The organism is Candidatus Tectomicrobia bacterium, from assembly GCA_016192135.1.
Taxonomy (GTDB): Bacteria; UBA8248; UBA8248; order UBA8248; family UBA8248; genus 2-12-FULL-69-37.
This window is the reverse complement of record JACPUR010000037.1, coordinates 28735-47806: the sequence shown is the minus strand read 5'-3', so window position 1 is coordinate 47806 and position 19072 is coordinate 28735. Positions and strand designations below refer to the sequence as shown.

Genomic DNA, 19072 nt, shown 5'->3' with positions numbered 1-19072 from the left:
AAAGAGTCAACTTCCTGGCGCCGGATCCGGTGCCGCAGACCTTTCCGCCGTCCGCTCCCCATCATTTTTCCGTTGAGAATCCCTTGATATTTCGTTGATATTGAAAAAGTTGAGGATTCACCTGAGGCCGATTTCAGGTTGGTATCGGATTTGCTTCCCCTATGCCCGTCCCAAGCCCCCGCTCCCGGGGAGCGGGCCCGTTTCGGTATGGATGGAGGAGCGCCAATGTCGGGGCCGAACCTCTTCAGCGACACCATGTATGCCTTCGAGCGCTCGCTCGACTTCCGCTCGGTGCGCCACAACATCGTCACCACGAACATCTCGAACGCCGACACGCCCGGCTTCAAGGCCAAGGACGTCCGCTTCGAGAGCGTGCTGAAGCGCGCCCTCGAGAAGGACCGCGGCATCGCCCTGGCGCGCACCAACCCCAGCCACATCGAGGGCGGGAGCGGGGTGGACATCCTCTCCACGGCCGCGCCCGACATCGTCAAGACCGATTCCCCCGTCGCTTCCTTTGACGGGAACACCGTCTCCGTGGACGCCGAGATGGCCAAGCTCTCCGAGAACAGCCTGCTCTATCAGGCCGAGACGGACGTGCTGGCCCGGCTCTTCTCCGGCCTGCGGTACGCCGTGAGCGAGGGAGGAAACATCTAATGGATCTCTTCCAGGCCATGCAGATCAGCGCCTCGGGGCTGACCGCCCAGAGGATCCGGATGAACATCCTGGCCTCCAACCTGGCCAACGCCAACACCACCAAGACCCCCGAGGGGGGGCCCTTCCGCCGGAAGGACGTCTTTTTCCAGAACGTGGGCCTCTCGCAGCTGGGCTCCCGCCCGGACGGCCCGCCCACCGGCTTCGAGGGCGAGCTCGACCGGCAGCTCCAGGGGGTGCAGGTGAGCCAGATCGTGCGCGATACCCGCGATCCGCGGCTCGTCTACGACCCCAGCCATCCCGACGCCAACAAGGACGGCTACGTCGCCATGCCGAACATCAACGTCATCACCGAGATGGTCAGCATGATGAACTCCCAGCGCTCCTACGAGGCCGGGATCACCGCCATCAACGCGGGCAAGGCCATGGTGAACAAGGCCTTGACGATCGGGAAGTAACCCCCAAGCGGAGAAGGAGAGGAACGTGGCCCGCATCGATCTCATCCCGGTCTCCCAGCCCCCGGTGGCGGGCAGCGCCTCCCTCCGCCTGCCCGGCGCCGGCGCCCCGCCGCCCAGCCAGGTGAAAGAGGGGGAGGGCTTCGGGCAGCTCCTCTCGAACCTGCTCGGAACGACCAACGACATGCAGATCCGGGCGGGCGAGCAGAGCCAGGCGATGCTCTCCGGCGAGAGCAAGAACATTCACGAGACCATGATCGCCCTGGAGAAGGCGAACATCTCGTTCCGCTTCCTGAGCCAGGTCCGGAACAAGGCGCTCGAGGCCTACCGCGAAATCCAGCGGATGCAGATGTAGCGGCGCGCGGGCGCCCGCCACGAGGAGAGATCGATGGGACCCACGCTAGCTCGTTTGGCCAGCCAGTTCCGCGACGTGATCGCGGACATGCCCGCCTCCCGGCGGACGGCCGTGCTCATCTTCATGGGCCTGATCATCTCCTCGATGACGGCCCTGATGATGTGGGCGCGCCAGCCCGAGTTCCAGGTCCTCTTCGCCGGGCTCTCCCAGGCGGACTCGGCCTCCATCGTCACGCGCCTGCGCGAGAAGAAGGTGCCCTACGAGCTCCAGTCGGGCGGCGCGGCCGTTCTGGTCCCCAGCGAGCACGTCCACGAGGCCCGCCTCGCCCTGGCGGAGGAGGGCATCCCCTCCGGCGGCGGGATCGGCTTCGAGATTTTCGACCGCTCCACCCTCGGGGTGACGGACTTCGTCCAGCGGGTGAACTACCAGCGCGCCCTCCAGGGAGAGCTGGCCCGCACCATCGGCCAGATCCGGGGGGTCGAGTCGGCCCGGGTGCACATCGTGATGCCGGATCGCTCTTTGTTCGCAGAGCAGCAGCGCAAGCCCAGCGCCTCGGTCATCGTGAAGCTGGCCGGAGGCGCCGTCTTGCCCGCCGGGCAGGTGAAAGCTATAGTTCACTTGGTGGCCAGCGCGGTCGAGGGCATGGAGTCCAAGAGCGTCACGGTGGTCGACGCGCGGGGCAACATCCTCGCCGGGGGCAGGCCCGAGGCGGAGGATCAGCAGCTCACCGCCACCCAGATGGAATTCAAGACCCAGCTGGAGCGCCGGCTGGAGGGCCGCGTCGAGTCCATGCTGGCCAAGGTGGTCGGCTCCGGACGAGCGGTCGCCCGTGTGGATGTGGACCTGAACATGCGGCGGGTGGAGCGCACGCGCGAGCTTTACGATCCGGAAAAGCAGGTCGTGCGGAGCGAGCGCCGGATCAAGGAAGCCTCCGAGAGCGGGCAGGCCGCGGCGGGCGGCGTTCCCGGCGTCCAGTCCAACGTCACCGCCAGCGAGCAGGCCTCCCCCGCCTCCCAGGGCGCCGGGGGCCGCTCCACCCAGAAGAGCAACCGGGTCACCGAGACCGTCAACTACGAGATCGACAAGACGATCGAGCGGGTGGTCGAGCCCACGGGCGACGTCCGCCGCGTCTCGGTCGCCGTCATGGTGGACGGCACCTACACCACGCCCGCGGGCGGCGGGGCCCCCCAGTTCCAGCCCCGCGGCCAGGCCGAGCTCACCAACTTCACCCAGCTCGTGAGCGCGGCCATCGGCATCAACCAGCAGCGCGGCGACACGGTGCAGGTGGTGTCAGTCCCGTTCCAGCCGGCCGTGCCGGAAGGAGCCGACCTGGGCGTCTCGGCCCAGCAGGAGTTCATCCTGACGCTGGTGAAGTACGTCCTGGGCGTGATCGCCTTGGCGCTGATCTTCTTCTTCGTCATCCGCCCGCTGCTGGCCTGGGTCGCCGCCCTGGAGCTGAGGGCGCGCCCGGCCCGCGAGGGCTTGGCCGCCGGGCACGAGGGGATGGCGCTTCCGGGCGGGATGATGGCGGCCCTCCAGGGGCCCCAGCCCGAGCCCGAGAAGACGCCGCAGCAGCTCGAGATCGAGGAGGGGCGCCGGATCTACGAGGAGGTCTACTCCTTCGTCTCGGAGAACCCCGAGAAGACGGCGGACATTCTTCGCGGCTGGGTGAAAGAGCGGCCCTAGCGGGCGCATAGAGGGCGGCCCTCCGGCAAAGGGCGGGCTTCGACCACAACGGGGGAACGGGATTCATGGTCAGGGCGGCTTCCGTAGACAAGCTTAACGGGTCGGAGAAGGCGGCCATCCTACTGCTCAACATCGGGGAGGAGCTGGCGGCCAAGGTCCTCCAGAAGATGGCCGAGGACGAGATCCAGCACCTGGGCAACTACATGGCCAGCATCGGCGTCGTGGCCCCCGACGCCGCCAAGAAGGTGAACCAGGAGTTCCTCGCGCGGCTCGCCGGCGGACCCACCAAGGGCTTCAACGTGGGCAACGTCGCGAGCGTCCGGAAGCTCTTGGAGGCCGCCCTCGGCGCCGATCAGGCCGAGAGCGTGATCTCCAACCTGAGCGTGCCCACCGAGGAGGCGGGCATCGAGACCCTGCGGATCCTCGACGCCAAGACCATCGCCAACTTCCTCAAGAACGAACACCCCCAGACCATCGCCCTCATCCTCGCCCACCTGGAGTCGGAGAAGTCGAGCGACGTGCTCAGCTACCTCTCCGAGGCCATCCGGGGCGAGGTGGCCTACCGCATGGCCACGCTGGACCGCATCCCTCCCGGCATCATCAACGACCTCGACACCATCCTGGGCAACGAGCTCGCGGCGAGCGGCAGCGGCCAGAGCCAGATGGTGGGCGGCGTGGCCTCGGTCGCGGAGCTGCTGAACCACGTGGACAAGGCGAACGAGAACCTCATCATCTCGAAGATCGAAGAGCTCAATCCCGAGCTCGCGGACAACATCCGGCAGCTCATGTTCACCTTCGACGACCTCATCTTCGTGGACGACCGCGGCATCCAGCTCATCCTCCGCGAGGTGAGCAACGAGGAGCTGACCATCGGCCTCAAGGGCGCGGGCGACGAGGTGAAGGAGAAGCTCTTCAAGAACCTCTCCGAGCGCGCGGCGGCCATGATCAAGGAAGACCTCGAATCGATGGGCCCGGTGCGCCTGAGCGACGTCGAGAAGGCCCAGCAGAACATCGTCCGCATCGCCAAGCGGCTCGAGGACGAGGGCAAGATCATCATCGCCCGCGGCGGCGGCGGCGATGTGTTCCTCTAACCGGGGGCCGGTTCCTTGGCCGCGCTGACCTTCAACGCCGAAGAAGTCAAGCCCTTCTCCTTCAACCGCCTGGAGAAGACGGACATCCCCGAGGAACGGCGGGTCATCTCCATCTGGCGCAAGATGCGGGAGGTGGAGGACGCGAAATCCGCCGAGCTGGCCGCCGAGCAGGCCGTCAAGGATGCCGCCGAGGCGGCGGCCGCCGCGAAGGTCGCCGCCGCGCGGGGCCCGAAGTATCCCCCCGTCAAGCCCCCCGAGCCCAAAGGCAAGGCCCCGGAGCCCAACCTGGAGTCCAAGGCCGCCAAGGCGCCCGCCGTCCCCGCGGAAGGGGAGGCCCCGGCCGAGGCGGAGCTCCCCCCCCCGCCCAAGCTCAACCTTCGGCCCCGCAAGCCGGACCGCCCCGGCTTCAAGCGCATGGTCAGCGCGGAGGAGCGCCCCAAGGGCTCCTTCACCGGCTTCGCCACCTCCTCCAAGGCGGAGCCCGGCGGCGTCCGCACCCTCATCCTCGATCACGAGCGCGAGGCCGAGGAGGAGGCCGAGAAGACCGCCGCCGAAAAACGCGCGGAACTCATGGCCCAGGCCCAGGCCGAGGCGGCGGCGCTCAAGCAGCGGGCCCAGGCCGAGGGCCAGCAGCAGGGCTACGCCCAGGGGCTGGCCAAGGCGCGCGAGGAGGTCCGGGCGGAGCTCATGCCGGTCCTCCAGAAGTTCGCCGCCGCCACGCAGGACATGCTGAACCAGCGAGCGGGGATCCTCCGCGCCTCCGAGCGGGAGATACTCGAGCTCACCCTGCTCATCGGGAAGAAGGTGCTCCACGCCGAGCTCCGGCTCCATCCCGAGGCCGTGGCCCAGGTGGTGCGGCACGCCCTGGGGCGGGCCATCGGCTGGGGGAGCGTGCGCGTCCGCGTGAATCCCGAGGACGCCGCCCTCCTGGAAGAGGTGAAGGACTCCCTCTCGGCCCAGGTGGAAGGCGTGACCATCGCCGAATTCGTGCCCTCTCCCTCCGTCGCGCGGGGCGGCTGCACCCTGGAGTCGAACCTGGGGGAGGTGGACGTCCGGCTGGAGCTCCAGCTCGGCGAAGTCGAGAGAGCGCTCCGCCAGGCCCTCGATGAGAGGCTGAGGGCGGAGGCAGAGCCGGCCGCCCAAACTCCCTCCGAGCCTTCTCAGCCCGCCGGCGGGGAGGCCCCCGCCGGGCCGCCCCGGCCTGAAGCGCAAAAGGCGCCGGATGAGGTCCAGGCGCAGCCCTACCGCCCGCGGGAGCTGGGCGATCGTCCCCCGAAGCCGGAGGGCGCGGCGTGAACCCGGTGACCCTGACCCATTACCTGGGCCGGCTCGAGAAGGTCGAGACCTCCCGCGCGCTCGGCAAGGTGATCCAGGTCGTCGGGCTCCTGGTCGAGGGCAGCGGCCCCGGCCTGCCGGTGGGCGCGGTGTGCCAGGTGGAGCCCCTGCACGGCGGAGAGCCCGTGCCCGTCGAGATCGTCGGCTTCCGCGACTCGCGCGTGCTGTTCATGCCTCTGGGCCAGGCGAGGGGCATCGCGCCGGGCAGCGTCATCCGGGCGGTGTCGAGCCAGGCCACGGCCCAGGTGGGCTCCTCCATGCTGGGGCGCATCCTCAACGGCCTCGGCCAGCCGCTGGACGGCGGCGGCCCCCTCGAGGGCCTGGAAACCCGGCCCCTCTACGCCGAGCCTCTCAATCCGCTCTCCCGGCCCATCATCACCCAGGTGATGGACGTGGGCGTGCGCGCCATCAACGGCCTGCTCACCATCGGTAAGGGCCAGCGCATGGGCATCTTCTCGGGCAGCGGCGTGGGCAAGAGCACGCTCCTCTCCATGATGGCCCGCCACACCAAGGCCGACGTGACCGTGGTGGCCCTGGTGGGGGAGCGCGGGCGCGAGGTGAAGGAGTTCGTCGACCGGGTGCTGGGGCCCGAGGGCCTGGCGCGGAGCGTGGTGGTCGCCGCGACCTCGGATCAGCCGCCGCTCGTGCGCCTGCGGGGCGCCTTCCTGGCCACCACCATCGCCGAGCACTTCCGCGACCAGGGGCTGGACGTCCTGCTCCTCATGGACTCGATGACCCGCTTCGCCATGGCCCAGCGCGAGGTGGGGCTCTCGGTGGGCGAGCCGCCCGCCACCAAGGGCTACACCCCCTCGGTCTTCGCGCTCATGCCCCGCCTGCTCGAGCGCGCGGGGGCGACCGAGCGCGGCTCCATCACGGGCTTCTACACCGTCCTCGTCGAGGGGGACGACATGGCCGACCCGGTGTCGGACGCCGCGCGGGGGCTGCTGGACGGCCACATCGTGCTCTCGCGGCGCATGGCCTCGCAGAACATCTATCCCTCCATCGACGTGCTGGCGAGCAAGAGCCGCGTGATGATCGAGATCGTGCCGGCCGAGCACCTGCAGGCGGCGGGGGAGTTCGTCTCGCTGGCGGCGGCCTACGACGAGTCGGCCGACCTGATCCAGGTGGGCGCCTACGTGCGGGGCTCCGACGCCCGGGTGGACCGCGCCGTCGAGCTCCGCCCCAAGATCCTGGACTACCTGCGCCAGGGGGTGCGGGAGGGCGTCCCGTACGAGGCGGCCGTCGCCGGCCTCCGGGACGAGGTGCTGGCCTCCGCCACCCCGGCCCGCCCGTCCGCCCCGTCCCGGCCGGGCGCCCCGGCTCCGCGCCCCGCGGCGCCCGTCTCCCCCCGGAGGGCCTAGGCCGTGCCCCGGAAGTTCCCGCTCGACGCCGTCCTCCGGCTCCGGAGGATGGAGGAGCAGAACAAGATGAAGGAGTTCGCCTCCTTCGAGCGGGTCCGGGCGCGCGAGACGGAGCAGCTCCAGTCCCTGGAGCGGCACCTGGACGGCGCCCGGCACGATCTGGCCGAACGGGTCGCGGGGGAGGGGCTCCCGAGCCAGAAGGCCCAGCTCTACCTGGCCTTCTTCGGCGCCCAGACCGCCCGCATCCGCTACCAGCAGGATCTCCTCCGCAAGGTGCAGGCCGAGGTCCGGCGCAAGCGCGCCGAGATGTCCATGGCCATCGCCCGGCGGAAAATCTACGACCGGCTGAGGGAGCGCTTCGTGGAGGCGCAGGAGAAGGAAATGAACCGCAAGGAAGCGCGGCAGGTGGACGATATCGCGTCGGTGCGCTTCATCGCCCGCTCGAAGGGGAGGTTCGGCGTTGCCTAGGATGCTCGGAGTCGCGGGAAGCCTCGTTCTTCTCCTGTGGGCGCTCCTCGCCCCGGCCTACGGCGCCCAGCCCGCCGCGCCGGCCAAGCCTCCCGCCCAGGGCCAGAAAAAGGACGACAAGGGCAAGCAGGAGACCCCCGCTGCCATCGAGGCGCGGCTGAGCGATCAACTCCTCCAGGAGCTGGAGAAGAAGCGCCGCGAGCTCGACCAGCGCGAAACCGAGCTCCGCCGGGAGGAGAGCCGGCTCCAGGAGCTCCGGGCCGACATCAAGAAGCGCATCGACACCCTGACCGAGATCGAGACGCGCATCCAGAAAGCCCTCGAGAAGACCGCGTCCACCAAGGACGACCGCATGGAGCACCTCGTGCGGGCCTACACCGCCATGGCGCCGGACGCCGCCGCCCAGCTCATCAACACCCTCGACATCGGCCTCGCGGTCCAGATCCTGCGGAACATGCAGGTGAAGCGGGCGGGCGCCATCCTGGCCGTGGTGCAGCCCGAGCGCGCCGCCCGCATCAGCGAGCTCCTCGCCAAAGCCCAGGTGAAGTAGGACCCCGTTTTCTCTCACCCGCTGAACCTACGGCATGGTCCGTCCGCAGGGACGGCCAGCCGGCCTACGGAAAATCAGTTTCAATAGGGAAATTCCATCCGCAGGGGCGGGCGGCATCGAGGTGTTTGCGTAGGGGCGGTTCGCGAACCGCCCCTACAGAAGGCGACGGAGATCGCGATGGGTCTGTAGGGGCGAACCTCGTGTTCGCCCCGGGCGGGCAATCATCCGCAGAGGGCGATGCCAAGCATCGCCCTCTGCGGACCCCCGCACCCCTCCCCCAGCCTTTCTGTCCGTCCCCCATGAGCCGGCCCATCCCTTCCTCCCTCCGGAATCTTTTTCCCCCTCGAACGCCTCCCGCGTCATCTCGCGGCGCCCTCGTGCCCTTCTTAACCGATTGAAATCATTGCGAATTAACAAATATGTGATTTTGGCATGGCTTGTGAATAGGAGGCGCCCAGCCTGATGCCCCCACCGGGCCCAGGCCTATCGGAATCGTCTGGGAGGAAAGTCATGCCGAGTGTTCCGGCGGTTTCATCGGGCGAGATTCTCGACGTGGTGGCGGCGCCTTCTTCGCCGCGCGGCGATTCCGGCTCCAATGGAGACCGCTTCGCGGAGATGCTGGCGGGGGCGAGCCAGGGCCGGGGGCCCGAGGGGCCGAGCCCGGCTCCCCCGTCCTCGGGCAAGGGAAAAGAACCGCAGGCCGCCGCCGCTCCCAAGGGGAAAGGCCCGGAGGAGGCGCCGCGCGGGGGCGCCTCCAATTCCGGCGAGGGAAAGCCCGCCTCCGCTTCTTCCGAGGCGCAACCCGGGAAACCGGCCGCGCCGGAGTCCGAGGAAGGCGAGGATACCCCCGCATCTTCCGAGGACGGGGAGAACGCCGTTCCCCCCGGCCAGGAGAAGGCGGCCGGCGTCATCTCCCAGCTCGTCGCGGCGGCGGTGCTCGGCCTCTCCCGGCTGACGGGCGGGGCCCCGGTCGCGCCCGACGGGGAGAACGGCCTGAAGCTGGGCGCGGCCGCCTCCAAGGGGGAAGGGACCCAGGGAGAAGGGCCGCGGGAGCGGATCCAGGCGAACGCGCTGGGCCTGGCGCTGGCGGACGTGGCGCTGTCCCAGGGCGAAGGCGAGGAGGCCCAGGCCGCGCCGCTGGCGGCGGAGAAGCCCGTCGCCGTGGCCGCCGCGCCGGCTGGGGCCGCCTTCACCCAGGAGACGGAGGAAACCAGCGCCGTTTCCGGTGGATTGGCCCCGGTGGACCCGGAAGAGGCGCCGGCCGCCCCGCGGGTTGCCCCCGCCGGGGGCGAGGACCTCCCCGCCCTCGCGGAGGAGGGAGAACCGCAGGCGGCCCTCCCGCCCGTCGAGGATGGCCTTTCCTCCGATGAGGCCGCGCCCGCGCGGGAGGAGGGGCGCCTTTTCGCGGAAGCCGCCCCCGAGGAGACGGCCGAGGAATCCGCTCCCCGCCCCGCGGCCGCGGCCCAGGAAGAGGCCGAGCCCGGGGATGCCGAGTGGACGGACTGGGCCCGCCCCGCCGACGCGGATGGCGCGGATGCGCCGGACGCGCCGGCTCAGATGGCCGCCGCGGCCCCGCCCTCCGGCGAGGGGGATTTCGGCCAGCCGGCGGAAGGAGACAAGCCGGGCGGGCAGCTCCTCGCGGAGCGCCAGGGAGTGCAGGCCTCCGGTGAGAACGCCAAGGCCGACCCTCCCGCCGTCCAGGCGGCGGTCCGGGACCCGTTCATGCGGACCGAGGTTCACCGCCAGGTGCTGGAGGCCGCCCTCTCGCGCATGAGCATCGCCGTGCGGGAGGGGATGGCCCAGGCGCGCATCCAGCTCGACCCGCCCTCGCTGGGGCGGCTCCACATAGATCTCCGGATGCAGGACGGGGCCATGAGCGCCAAGCTCACGGTCGAGACCGCGTGGGCCAAGGACGCGGTGATGTCCGGCCTGAGGGAGCTCCGGGAGGCCCTCCAGCGGCAGGGCGTCTCTCTCGAGAATTTCTCGGTGGACGTGCGGGCCAACCTGAACCCCGGCAGCTTCGGCCAGGACCGCGCCGGAAACCAGGGCGAGACCGCGCTCTACCTCGAAGCGGGGCCGGAGGATGAAGCCGGCCGCCCGGCCGAGCGCGGCCCGGTCTTCGCCTCGCCGTCCCTCTCGGGCGACGGCTCAATCAACATCTTCGCCTAGCGGGAGGGCGTCATGGCGGGCACCTCGGCAGTCTCCAACCCCACCGTCACGGTGACGAACAACACGGGCATCGGCGCGCCCGCCGGCAAGACGAGCGCCGAGGAGCAGAAGGCGCAGTTCTTGACCCTGCTGGTGACGCAGCTCCGCTACCAGGACCCGATGAACCCGATGCAGGGCACGGAGTTCACCCAGCAGCTCGCCATGTTCTCCTCGCTCGAGCAGCTCATCAACATCAACAAGTCGCTCGAGGGCCTCGGGAACCTCCAGAGCGCTTTCTCCCAGGGCCAGGCGGTGGGGATGCTGGGCAAGCAGGTCCTCGCCGAGGGCAACACCGTCACCGTCTCGGGCGGGGCGGCCTCGAACCTGGCCTTCTCCCTGGAGGGGGCCACCGACGACACGGTGGTCAACATCTTCGACCAGTCGGGGGCGCTCGTCGGGGTCTTCGACGCGGGGAACCGGGGCGCCGGGCTGCACACCATCGCCTTCCCGGCCAGGGACCAGCAGGGCAACCCGATGAAGGACGGCGTCTACACCTTCTCGATCCTCGCCTTCGGCGCCGACGGCCAGCCCGTCCAGGCGAAGACCTTCTCGAGCGGCATCGTCCAGAGCGTCAAGTTCGCGCAGGACGGCACCCTGCTCACCGTGGGGGCGAAGGACATCCCCCTCTCGAGCGTGGTCCAGATCACCGAGCCCGCGCCGGCCGCCCAGGTCGCGCCGCCCGCCGGCGAAGCGCCCCCGGCCGCCCCGGGCATCTAGGCAGGAGGACTTCATGAACCCGCTTCTCGCGCTCGCGGCGGTCCAGTCGGTCGGATCGCTCGTCTCGAGCCTCACGGCCCCGCCCGCCCCTCCGCTGCCGCCCGCCGGGGGCAAGCTCCGGGGCGGCGCCCTCTCCGCCCCCCAGCGCAGGGACGGCTTCGAGGAAATCCTGCGCACCGAGATGGCGGGGCGGAAGGAGAAGGCCATGCCCGTTCAGTTCGCCCCCGAGGCGGCGCAGAAGCTGGCCCAGAGGGGGACGCGGCTGGACGGGGCGCAGCTCAACCGGCTCTCGGCGGCCGCCGAGGAGGCCTCGCTCAAGGGCGCGCAGCGGGCCCTCGTCCTCATGGACGGCATGGCCTACGTCGTGGATCTCGGGGATCGCACCGTCGTCAACGTGGAAGACAAAAACCGCCTGGCCGGCCTCGGCGACCTGAGGGTCGACGCCGTGGTGGAGGCGAAATCCTAGACACCCCCCGGGGGGGGAAGGAGGCAGGAAATGGGCGTCTTGGGAGCCCTCTTCGCAGGCGTCAGCGGCTTGGACGTTTACTCGCAGGCCATCGAGGTCATCGGCAACAACATCGCGAACGCCAACTCGCCCGGCTTCAAGGGGAGCCGGGCCGAGTTCGCCGACATCCTCGCCCGGAGCCTCACCGGCTCGGCGGGCGGCAACCAGATCGGCCGCGGCGTGCAGCTGGCCGGCGTCACCCAGCAGTTCACCCAGGGGTCCTTCGAGACCACCTCGAGCGGCACCGACCTCGCCATCGACGGCCGGGGCTTCTTCATCGTGAGCAACCCGGACGGCATCTTCTACACCCGCGCGGGCCTCTTCAGCATCGACTCCGAGGGCTTCCTCGTGAACGGCCGGGCCGACAAGGTGCAGGGCGTGACCCTGGACGCCTCCGGCAACCCGAGCGGCACGCTGCAGGACCTGAACCTCACCGTCACCAACAACCCGCCCAAGGCCACCACCAAGGCGGGCTTCGTCGCCAACCTCGACGCCCGCGCGGCCTCCCTCGGCGCGGCCGGGACGGCCACCAGCGGGAGCGGGGTGGAGACGCGCTTCCAGTTCCTCACGGGCGTGAACGACGTCATCGAATGGAACGACGGCGTGGCCGACCGGACGGCGAGCCTCATCACGAACGGCGGCCTGATCAGCGGCGCGCAGAACGACGCGACGGCGGTCGCCACGGCCATCAAGACGGCCCTCGAGGCCACCAACGGCGGCGCGGCGCTCGCCGACACCTACACCGTCTCCTACAGCACCACGACCAAAAAGTTCACCATAACGAACGACACAGGGGGCAGCGGTCTAGGGATCACCCTGAGGCACTCGGTCGCGACCAGCACCGCCTCGGACGACCTGGGCTTCTCGACGGCCTCCAACGACGCCATCGCCAAAGGTTCCTCGACCACGAGCGACAACCAGGTGCAGTTCAACGTGGTGACGGGCCGCAACCAGTTCACCATCACCCTGGACGGCGCCTTCTATGTCCCCGCGCGGACCGTCACGGTCACGGCCGGGGGCTTCACCGGGGACGGCCTGGCCCAGGCCATCGAGGCGGCGATCAACAACGCCGACCAGTCCGATCAGGTGAACCGCATCCGCTCGGTCCGGGTGACCTACAACTCGGGCTCCAACGTGAACCGCTTCCAGATCGTCTCACAGTCCACGGGAGGGGAGCGGACAATCAACATCCCCTCCGACTCCAACTCCTTCACCATCCCGCCCAGCTCCATCTCGGTGACGGAGGGCACCCTCGGCGTCCTGGGCACCACCAACCTCTCGGTGAGCGAGACCTTCGCCTTCACCCTGGGGCTGAATGACAATATCGTGGCCAGCTTCGGCGGTGGTGCCGACACCAACGTTAGTCTTATCACACACGGCGGCTTGACGAACGGCACAGTTGTCACGGCCCAGCAGGTGGCAAGCGCCATCAAGGCGGGTCTTGAATTGCAGAACGGTACTTTGGATGTCTATGCCGTGACTTATGACAGCGCCACTGATCGGTTTACCGTCACGAACAACGCGGGAAACGTCCAGACGCTGAACTTGAGGTGGACTCAGGCGGCCAGCACGGCGGCCGCGACACTTGGATTTTCCACCGCGGCTGACGACTTGATCGCGGTCGCCGGCAGTACCACCAGCGACACCTCCCTCACCACGGCCCTGTCCCAGGTGAGCTCGCTCAACGTGAACGGGAGCGGGGAGTTCACGGTGAACGACCCCTCGAACCTCCAGAGCTCCACCTTCTCGACCTCGATCATCCTGTTCGACAGCCTGGGGTCGTCGCACTCCCTGAACGTCTTCTTCCGGAAGATCGGGGAGAACATGTGGGAGTACAACGGCATCATGCTCGGCCGGGACCTCGTGGGCCCCACCCCCGACGGCTCGAACGAGCAGGCGCTCTACGGGCGGCTCTGGTTCAACAACACGGGCGGCCTCGACATCGAGGACAAGTTCACCGGGAACCTCATCAACGGGGTGACCTTCCCGCGCGCCAACCGCTTCAACTTCTCGGGCGGCGCCGTGCAGAACCAGCTCGTCGACTTCGACTTCGGCAACTCGATCACCACCGACGCCTCGCTCCAGGGCGGCCTGGACGGGGTAACGCAGTTCGCCGGCTCCTCGGCGGTCATCAACCAGACCCAGGACGGGTTCACGACGGGCACCCTGATCTCCGTTTCGGTGAACCGGAACGGCAACATCACCGGCCAGTTCACCAACGGCCAGACGCGCGACCTGGCCCGGATCATCCTGGCCAACTTCAACGCGCCGGGCGGCCTCTCGAACGTGGGCAACTCGCTCTTCGCCGAGACCCAGGGCTCGGGCCAGCCCATCCTCGGGCAGGCCACGACGGCCGGCTTCGGCGTCGTGCTGGCCAACTCGGTCGAGATCTCGAACGTGGACATCGCCGAGGAGTTCGTGCGGCTCATCCGCGACCAGCAGGCCTTCCAGGCGAACGCGCGGGTCATCTCCACGACCAGCCGGCTGCTGGACGAGGTGGTGAACCTGACGCGGTAACATCCGCCGCAGGGGTCCACCCGTAGGGGCAGGCCCCCGTGCCTGCCCCGCCGAGAGGGCGGCCAATTTCGGGGTCCCCGCGCGGCCTGCCGCGCGGGGTGGGGGGGGCCGCCCCTACAGAGCGGGATGGTCAATCTGGCACGTAACCCCCGGGCAGGGCTGGCAGTCCCGCCCTGCGCGCCGCCCCTTTCCCGCCGGGGAGGGGGCGGCGTTGTTTTTTGGGGGCTCGCTGTGCGGGTGACGCGCCTATCCGTAGGGGCGAACCTCGTGTTCGCCCGATTTTGCTGGGGCGAATACAAGATTCGCCCCTACAGACCTCCCCATCCATGAACGTGCGCGAAATTGGGGTAACGGCTCCTTCTTCCGCCGGGCGTATCTTGTCCTGGGGCGGGGCTGGCCTGTCCCGGGGCGGGGCTGGCCGGGGACCGCGGAGGGGAGGCGCCCGGGGGTCCGGAGGAGAAGTCGAGGCCGTGAAAAAGGCCCCCTTTCCTCGAATTTCACCGATATTCGAGGTTTTTCGAGCTGAAAAAATCGCCCGGGCTCCTGGGTGGGGAGGGGCGGGGCGGTTTCGGAATGAGCTGAAACCGGCCTTGGGGGAAGGCTTGTTCACGATATTTCACGATATTCCAGCCCAAAAAGTCCGCCGCCCGGGGAGGGGCGGGCCTGGCCGGGGGAGGGAGGGGCGGCCGGGCGGGGGACGGGCAGGGCATGGGAATTGCTCATTTTCCACCGGACGGCTCTCCCGGAGGGCCGGAGGAGGCGGAAAATCTTTTAAATAAGATGGTTTTGAGGGATTCCGGGGAAAGTGATTGAAGTCACGTTAACGGCGGTTTAATATTTGAAATTGCCCAGGGGCGCCAGTTTGCTGACGGATTTGGCCGCGGTGCGGCCGCCCCTGGACGAGAGGCGATCCCCGAGCCGGCGCGGCCCGTGGCGCGGCGCGAAGCGAGGCTGACGAGAGGGAGCGATGGCCAAGGCCCCCGAGGCGGAAGAGGGAGCGGCGGAACACGCGCAAGAGGGCGAAGGCGCCCCCGCCAAGGGCGGCGGCGGGCTGATGAAGCTTATCATCATCGGCGCCGTGGCCCTCGTGGTGCTCGGCGGGGGCGGCTTCGCCGGCTGGTGGTTCTTCATGCGGAGCCCCGTGCCCGCGGCCGCCAAGGTGGACGCGCACGGGAAGCCGGGGGAGCCGGCGGCCGGGGGCGCCGGGATGGCGGGCCCCATTCTCCCGCTGGCGCCCTTCATCGTGAACCTGGCGGACCCGGGCGGTCGGCGCTACCTCAAGGCGACCATCGAGCTGGAGCTGGACAAGAAAGAGGGCGAGGGCGAGTTCAAGGGGCGCCTCCCCGAGATCAAGGACCAGATCAATTCCGCCCTGAGCACCAAGACCTCCCAGCAGGTGCTGGGGGGGGCCGGCAAGCAAGTGCTGAAGGAAGAGCTGACGGCCCGGCTGAACACCATTCTCAAGACCGCCAAGGTGAAGAACGTCTTCTTCACCGAGTTCGTGGTCCAGTAGCGGGCGCCGGGGTTCCGGCCGAGGTGGAGCGATGAACCAGATCCTGTCGCAAGAGGAAGTGGATGCTCTGCTGCAGGGCGTGACCGAGGGGGAGATCGACACCGCCGCCGGCGACGAGGCCGCCGCCGGGGAAGGGGTCGTCCCCTACGACCTGACCAGCCAGGAGCGGATCATCCGCGGCCGGATGCCGACGCTGGAAATCATCCACCAGCGGTTCAGCCGGCTCTTCCGGAGCGCCATCAGCGCCATGCTGCGCCGGGTGGTGGACGTCGCCCTCGTCTCGACCGACATGATCAAGTTCGGCGAGTTCCTGAAGACGCTCCCCGTGCCCACGAGCCTCCACATCTACAAGATGGAGCCCCTGCGCGGCTTCGCCCTGCTGGTGCTGGAGACGAAGCTCGTCTTCTCGCTGATCGACGTCCTCTTCGGGGGCACGGCCCGCACCCAGGTCAAGGTGGAGGGCCGGGACTTCACCCCCATCGAGACCTACATCATCAAGCGCATCGTGCTGAAGCTCCTCGACGAGCTGCGCACGGCCTGGCGGCCCGTGCACGAGCTGAACATCGAATATTCGCGCTCGGAGGTGAACCCGCAGTTCGCGGGCATCGTGCCCCCCAGCGACCTGGTGGTCGTCGTGACCTTCGAGATGGAGATCGAGGACCAGCAGGCGAACCTCTCCTTCTGCATCCCGTACTCCATGATCGAGCCCATCCGCGCCAAGCTGCACGCGGGCTTCCAGTCGGACCGCCTCGAGGTGGACCAGGTGTGGCTGAGCCGGCTGCAGGAGCGGATCATGGACTCGGAGGTGGCCCTCGTGTCCACCCTGGGCAAGGCCAAGATCAAGGCGGGCGACCTGGTGCGGCTGCGGGCGGGCGACATCATCACGCTCGAGACGGACGAAACCGACGAGATCGACATCATGGTCGAGGGGGTCGTGAAATTCCGGGGCAGGCCCGGCGCCATCAAGGGCCAGGCGGCCATCGAGGTGACTTCCCTGGTGGCCCCCACGAACAGCTAGGCGAGAGCCGGAGGCGTCAGCATGGCACGCGACGACCGTATGGATATGGGGTTGATGGACGACGATGTCGACCGGCAGGAGCGCTCCTTCGAGGAGATCGAGGAGCAGCGGCCGCAGATCCCGCCGGAGCTCGACTTCATCCGCGACATCCCGATGCGGGTGTCGGTGGAGCTGGCCCGGACGAACATCCTGGTGAAGGACCTCATCCGCCTCTCGTCCAACCAGGTGATGGAGATGGACAAGCTGGTCGGCGAGCCGCTCGAGATCTTCATCAACGATCAGCTCGTGGCCAGGGGCGAGGTCGTGGTCATCAACGATAAGTTCGGCATCCGCCTGACGGACATCGTCAGCCCGCTGGAGAACACTGCCCAGCGCTGATACAACGCGAGACGGCCCCGGGCATCCGGGGGCCGTCCTCCCGCCCGGGAGAATCGGAGGAAGGGGCGTCATGAGCGAAGGGGGCGACAAGGAGCTGGACCCGGGCGCGGATCCGGCGGCGGATCCGGGCGCGGGCATGGACCCGGGCGCCATCATGGCGGCCGTGGGGACCGAGGAGGCCGGCGAGCCCGGCTGGGCGGGCGAGGGCGGCGGGGTGGCGGCCGGCATGGACGAGGCCGGCCCCATCAACATCGACCTCATCATGGACCTCCCGCTCCAGGTGGTGGTCGAGCTCGGCCGCACGAAGATGCTCATCAACGATCTCCTGCAGATCGGCCAGGGCTCCGTCATCGAGCTCAACAAGCAGGTGGGCGAGCCCCTCGATATCCTGGTGAACGGCAAGCTCGTTGCCCGGGGCGAGGTGGTGGTGGTCCGCGAGAAGTTCGGCATCCGCATCACCGACGTCATCAGCCCCATCGAGCGCATCAAGCAGCTGGGCTAGCTCCCCGTCCGGAGGCTCCTCCGGGCGGGGTTCCGGCCCTGTCCCTCGCGCTGGTTTTCCCGCATGTCCCGCTCCGCCGGTTCCCTTGGCCGCGCCAACCCTCTGACTTGCCCGATGCTTGGGAATCGCGGCTTATTTGGCGCTCCGGCGCCTCCCCGGGCCCATATTTTCTCAGGATGAATTTTCTTAATGTTCAAGTAACATATTGATTATGAAGGTGTAACAAAAAATTTTCCTCGCGTTTCATCCGGCCTTCCTCCTCCGCGCCGAATTTTCTCCTCCTGGTACGCTCTTTGCTTTTCACTCCGGGCAAGACGCAGGCATTCCGATGGAAATGGCCCGGAACGAAAGGCTTTTTGGAGACGCCGCATGGAGAGGATCGTCGGGAAATTGGCGAGAGGCAGTGATGCCGCCCGGGGGGTGATCCTCCTCCTGGCCCTTCTCTCTCTCCTCCTCGGGGCGTGGCCGGCCCAGGGCGCCCCGGTCCTCCAGAAGGTGTTTGTCTACGCGGGCGAGGATCGCATCCGCCTGGTGGCCGTTTTCGATCAGGCGCTGAGCTCCCCCGCCCCCGAGCCCCTGGCCGAGGGCGACGGCGTCGCCTTCTTCCTGAGGGGCGCCCGCGGGGGCCGCGAGCTTCGCCACTTCGTGGTGGGGCAGGGCGGATACCGCCGGGTCGAGGCCGAGGAGGAGCCGGACGGCCTCCGCCTCACCGTCCGGGCCGGCCAAGCCATCGCCCATCTCAAGAACCGCATGGGCGTGACCGCCAGCGGGAACGCCTTCACCCTCACGCTTCCCTCCCTCGCCGGAGACAGCCTCCGGCCGGCCGCCGGGCGGGAGGCGGGGCGCGAGAGCGACATCGTCACGCCCGCGCCCGCCGCTCCCCGCGGGAAGACCGAGCCCCTGACGCCCGAGAGCGTCCTCCGCCGCTCCCTGTCCCCCGGCGCCCCCAAGACCGAAATCCCGGCCGCGCCCGTGCCGGCCCCCCGCGCGCCCGCCGCCCCGCCGATGGTCCCTGCCAAGCCCGCATCCCCCTCCGCCTTCGGCCCCGGCGAGGCCGAGGCGGTGCCGCGCGTCCAGGCGCCCCTGACCCCGGCCGACCTGGGCGCGGGCGCCCCCAGCCTCGCGGGTCTCATGGCCCGGATGGGAGGGCTGCTGGGCGGTTTGCTGATCCTGCTCGCGGGCGGGCTGGCGGCCTTCAAGAAATGGGGCGGCTCCGCGGCCAAGAGGCTGGGCGCGGGCGCGAAGGTGGTGCGCACCCTCCATCGCGTCTACCTCGCCCCCAAGCAGTCCATCGCCGTGGTCGAGGTGGCGGGCGAGATCCTGGTCGTCGGCATCAGCGGCCAGAGCATCTCCATGCTGACCAAGATCGAGGACGGGGACGCGCTCGCCAAGCTCCGCGACGGCGGGGAGGCTTCCTTCGTCGAGCAGCTCTCCCGGCTCATGGGAGGGAAGGAGAAGGCCCCGGCCCTGCCTGAGGCCCTGGAGAAGAACCCCGCCGCCTCCCTCGCCGCCATCAAGGCCTATGCCGAGAACCTGGCGGCCAAGGAGAACGGCCGCCCGGGCGGGCGCGCGAACGGCCATTCTAACGGCCGCTCCGCCTCGAACGGGCACGCGGCTCCGGCCAAGGCCCTTCCGGCCAGGCCCGCCCCGGACGGCCTCCCTCCCCTCCCGGACGCCGGGGCGGGGAAGGCGGTGGTGCGGCTCCGCGAGCGGCTGGGCCGCGCGCCCCAGTGGACGGGGGCCGCCTCGTGAACCGCCGCAT

At 69.2% G+C, this 19072-nt stretch carries 18 protein-coding genes; all 18 read left to right on the top strand.

From position 1 onward, the window contains the following. Window positions 1–225 precede the first annotated feature (225 nt). The 18 genes from flgB to HYZ11_15250 all read left to right on the top strand — a co-directional run bounded on the left by flgB (window position 226) and on the right by HYZ11_15250 (window position 19062). The gene (flgB, locus tag HYZ11_15335; GenBank protein MBI3128978.1) at window positions 226–654 is read left to right on the top strand and encodes a flagellar basal body rod protein FlgB; all 429 of its coding nucleotides are present in this window, start codon (window positions 226–228) and stop codon (window positions 652–654) included. Beyond that, complete coding sequence (gene flgC / locus HYZ11_15330; protein MBI3128977.1) at window positions 654–1109, top strand: flagellar basal body rod protein FlgC; 456 nt, start codon at window positions 654–656, stop codon at window positions 1107–1109. The genes flgB and flgC overlap by 1 nt, the downstream gene beginning before the upstream one ends. Before the next feature lie 64 nt (window positions 1110–1173). Beyond that, window positions 1174–1461, top strand: a complete 288-nt coding sequence (gene fliE, locus HYZ11_15325; GenBank protein ID MBI3128976.1) for a flagellar hook-basal body complex protein FliE — start codon at window positions 1174–1176, stop codon at window positions 1459–1461. Window positions 1462–1494: 33 nt separating this feature from the next. Beyond that, the gene (fliF, locus tag HYZ11_15320) at window positions 1495–3147 is read left to right on the top strand and encodes a flagellar M-ring protein FliF (GenBank protein ID MBI3128975.1); all 1653 of its coding nucleotides are present in this window, start codon (window positions 1495–1497) and stop codon (window positions 3145–3147) included. A gap of 65 nt (window positions 3148–3212) precedes the next feature. Beyond that, on the top strand, window positions 3213–4238 hold the full coding sequence (gene fliG / locus HYZ11_15315) for a flagellar motor switch protein FliG (GenBank protein MBI3128974.1): 1026 nt from the start codon (window positions 3213–3215) through the stop codon (window positions 4236–4238). Between the two features lie 15 nt (window positions 4239–4253). Next, window positions 4254–5534, top strand: coding sequence for a hypothetical protein (locus HYZ11_15310; protein ID MBI3128973.1), 1281 nt, complete (start codon window positions 4254–4256; stop codon window positions 5532–5534). Beyond that, window positions 5531–6934, top strand: coding sequence for a FliI/YscN family ATPase (locus HYZ11_15305; protein MBI3128972.1), 1404 nt, complete (start codon window positions 5531–5533; stop codon window positions 6932–6934). Before HYZ11_15310 ends, HYZ11_15305 begins: the two co-directional genes overlap by 4 nt. A 3-nt stretch (window positions 6935–6937) precedes the next feature. Beyond that, window positions 6938–7402 carry a flagellar export protein FliJ gene (fliJ, locus tag HYZ11_15300; GenBank protein ID MBI3128971.1) on the top strand — a complete coding sequence of 155 codons (465 nt, stop codon included), beginning with the start codon at window positions 6938–6940 and terminating at the stop codon, window positions 7400–7402. Then, window positions 7395–7952 carry a hypothetical protein gene (locus tag HYZ11_15295; GenBank protein MBI3128970.1) on the top strand — a complete coding sequence of 186 codons (558 nt, stop codon included), beginning with the start codon at window positions 7395–7397 and terminating at the stop codon, window positions 7950–7952. The genes fliJ and HYZ11_15295 overlap by 8 nt, the downstream gene beginning before the upstream one ends. A 510-nt stretch (window positions 7953–8462) precedes the next feature. Then, on the top strand, window positions 8463–10121 hold the full coding sequence (locus tag HYZ11_15290; protein ID MBI3128969.1) for a flagellar hook-length control protein FliK: 1659 nt from the start codon (window positions 8463–8465) through the stop codon (window positions 10119–10121). 12 nt (window positions 10122–10133) lie between these two features. Continuing rightward, entirely contained in the window at window positions 10134–10877 is a 744-nt protein-coding gene (locus HYZ11_15285) for a hypothetical protein (protein ID MBI3128968.1), read from the top strand. A gap of 13 nt (window positions 10878–10890) precedes the next feature. Further along, window positions 10891–11343 (top strand): hypothetical protein, encoded by a 453-nt coding sequence (locus HYZ11_15280; protein ID MBI3128967.1) that lies wholly within the window; start codon window positions 10891–10893, stop codon window positions 11341–11343. A gap of 30 nt (window positions 11344–11373) precedes the next feature. Continuing rightward, window positions 11374–13899: a flagellar hook-basal body complex protein gene (locus HYZ11_15275; protein ID MBI3128966.1), complete on the top strand. Its 2526-nt coding sequence runs from the start codon at window positions 11374–11376 to the stop codon at window positions 13897–13899. A gap of 967 nt (window positions 13900–14866) precedes the next feature. Further along, entirely contained in the window at window positions 14867–15412 is a 546-nt protein-coding gene (locus HYZ11_15270) for a flagellar basal body-associated FliL family protein (protein ID MBI3128965.1), read from the top strand. A gap of 31 nt (window positions 15413–15443) precedes the next feature. Then, a complete protein-coding gene (gene fliM / locus HYZ11_15265) occupies window positions 15444–16430 on the top strand; it encodes a flagellar motor switch protein FliM (GenBank protein MBI3128964.1) in 987 nt (328 codons plus the stop codon). A gap of 21 nt (window positions 16431–16451) precedes the next feature. Beyond that, window positions 16452–16808, top strand: coding sequence for a flagellar motor switch protein FliN (gene fliN / locus HYZ11_15260; GenBank protein ID MBI3128963.1), 357 nt, complete (start codon window positions 16452–16454; stop codon window positions 16806–16808). 70 nt (window positions 16809–16878) lie between these two features. Further along, window positions 16879–17310 (top strand): flagellar motor switch protein FliN, encoded by a 432-nt coding sequence (gene fliN / locus HYZ11_15255; GenBank protein MBI3128962.1) that lies wholly within the window; start codon window positions 16879–16881, stop codon window positions 17308–17310. A gap of 369 nt (window positions 17311–17679) precedes the next feature. Next, the gene (locus HYZ11_15250; protein MBI3128961.1) at window positions 17680–19062 is read left to right on the top strand and encodes a flagellar biosynthetic protein FliO; all 1383 of its coding nucleotides are present in this window, start codon (window positions 17680–17682) and stop codon (window positions 19060–19062) included. The last annotated feature ends 10 nt before the right edge of the window (window positions 19063–19072 follow it).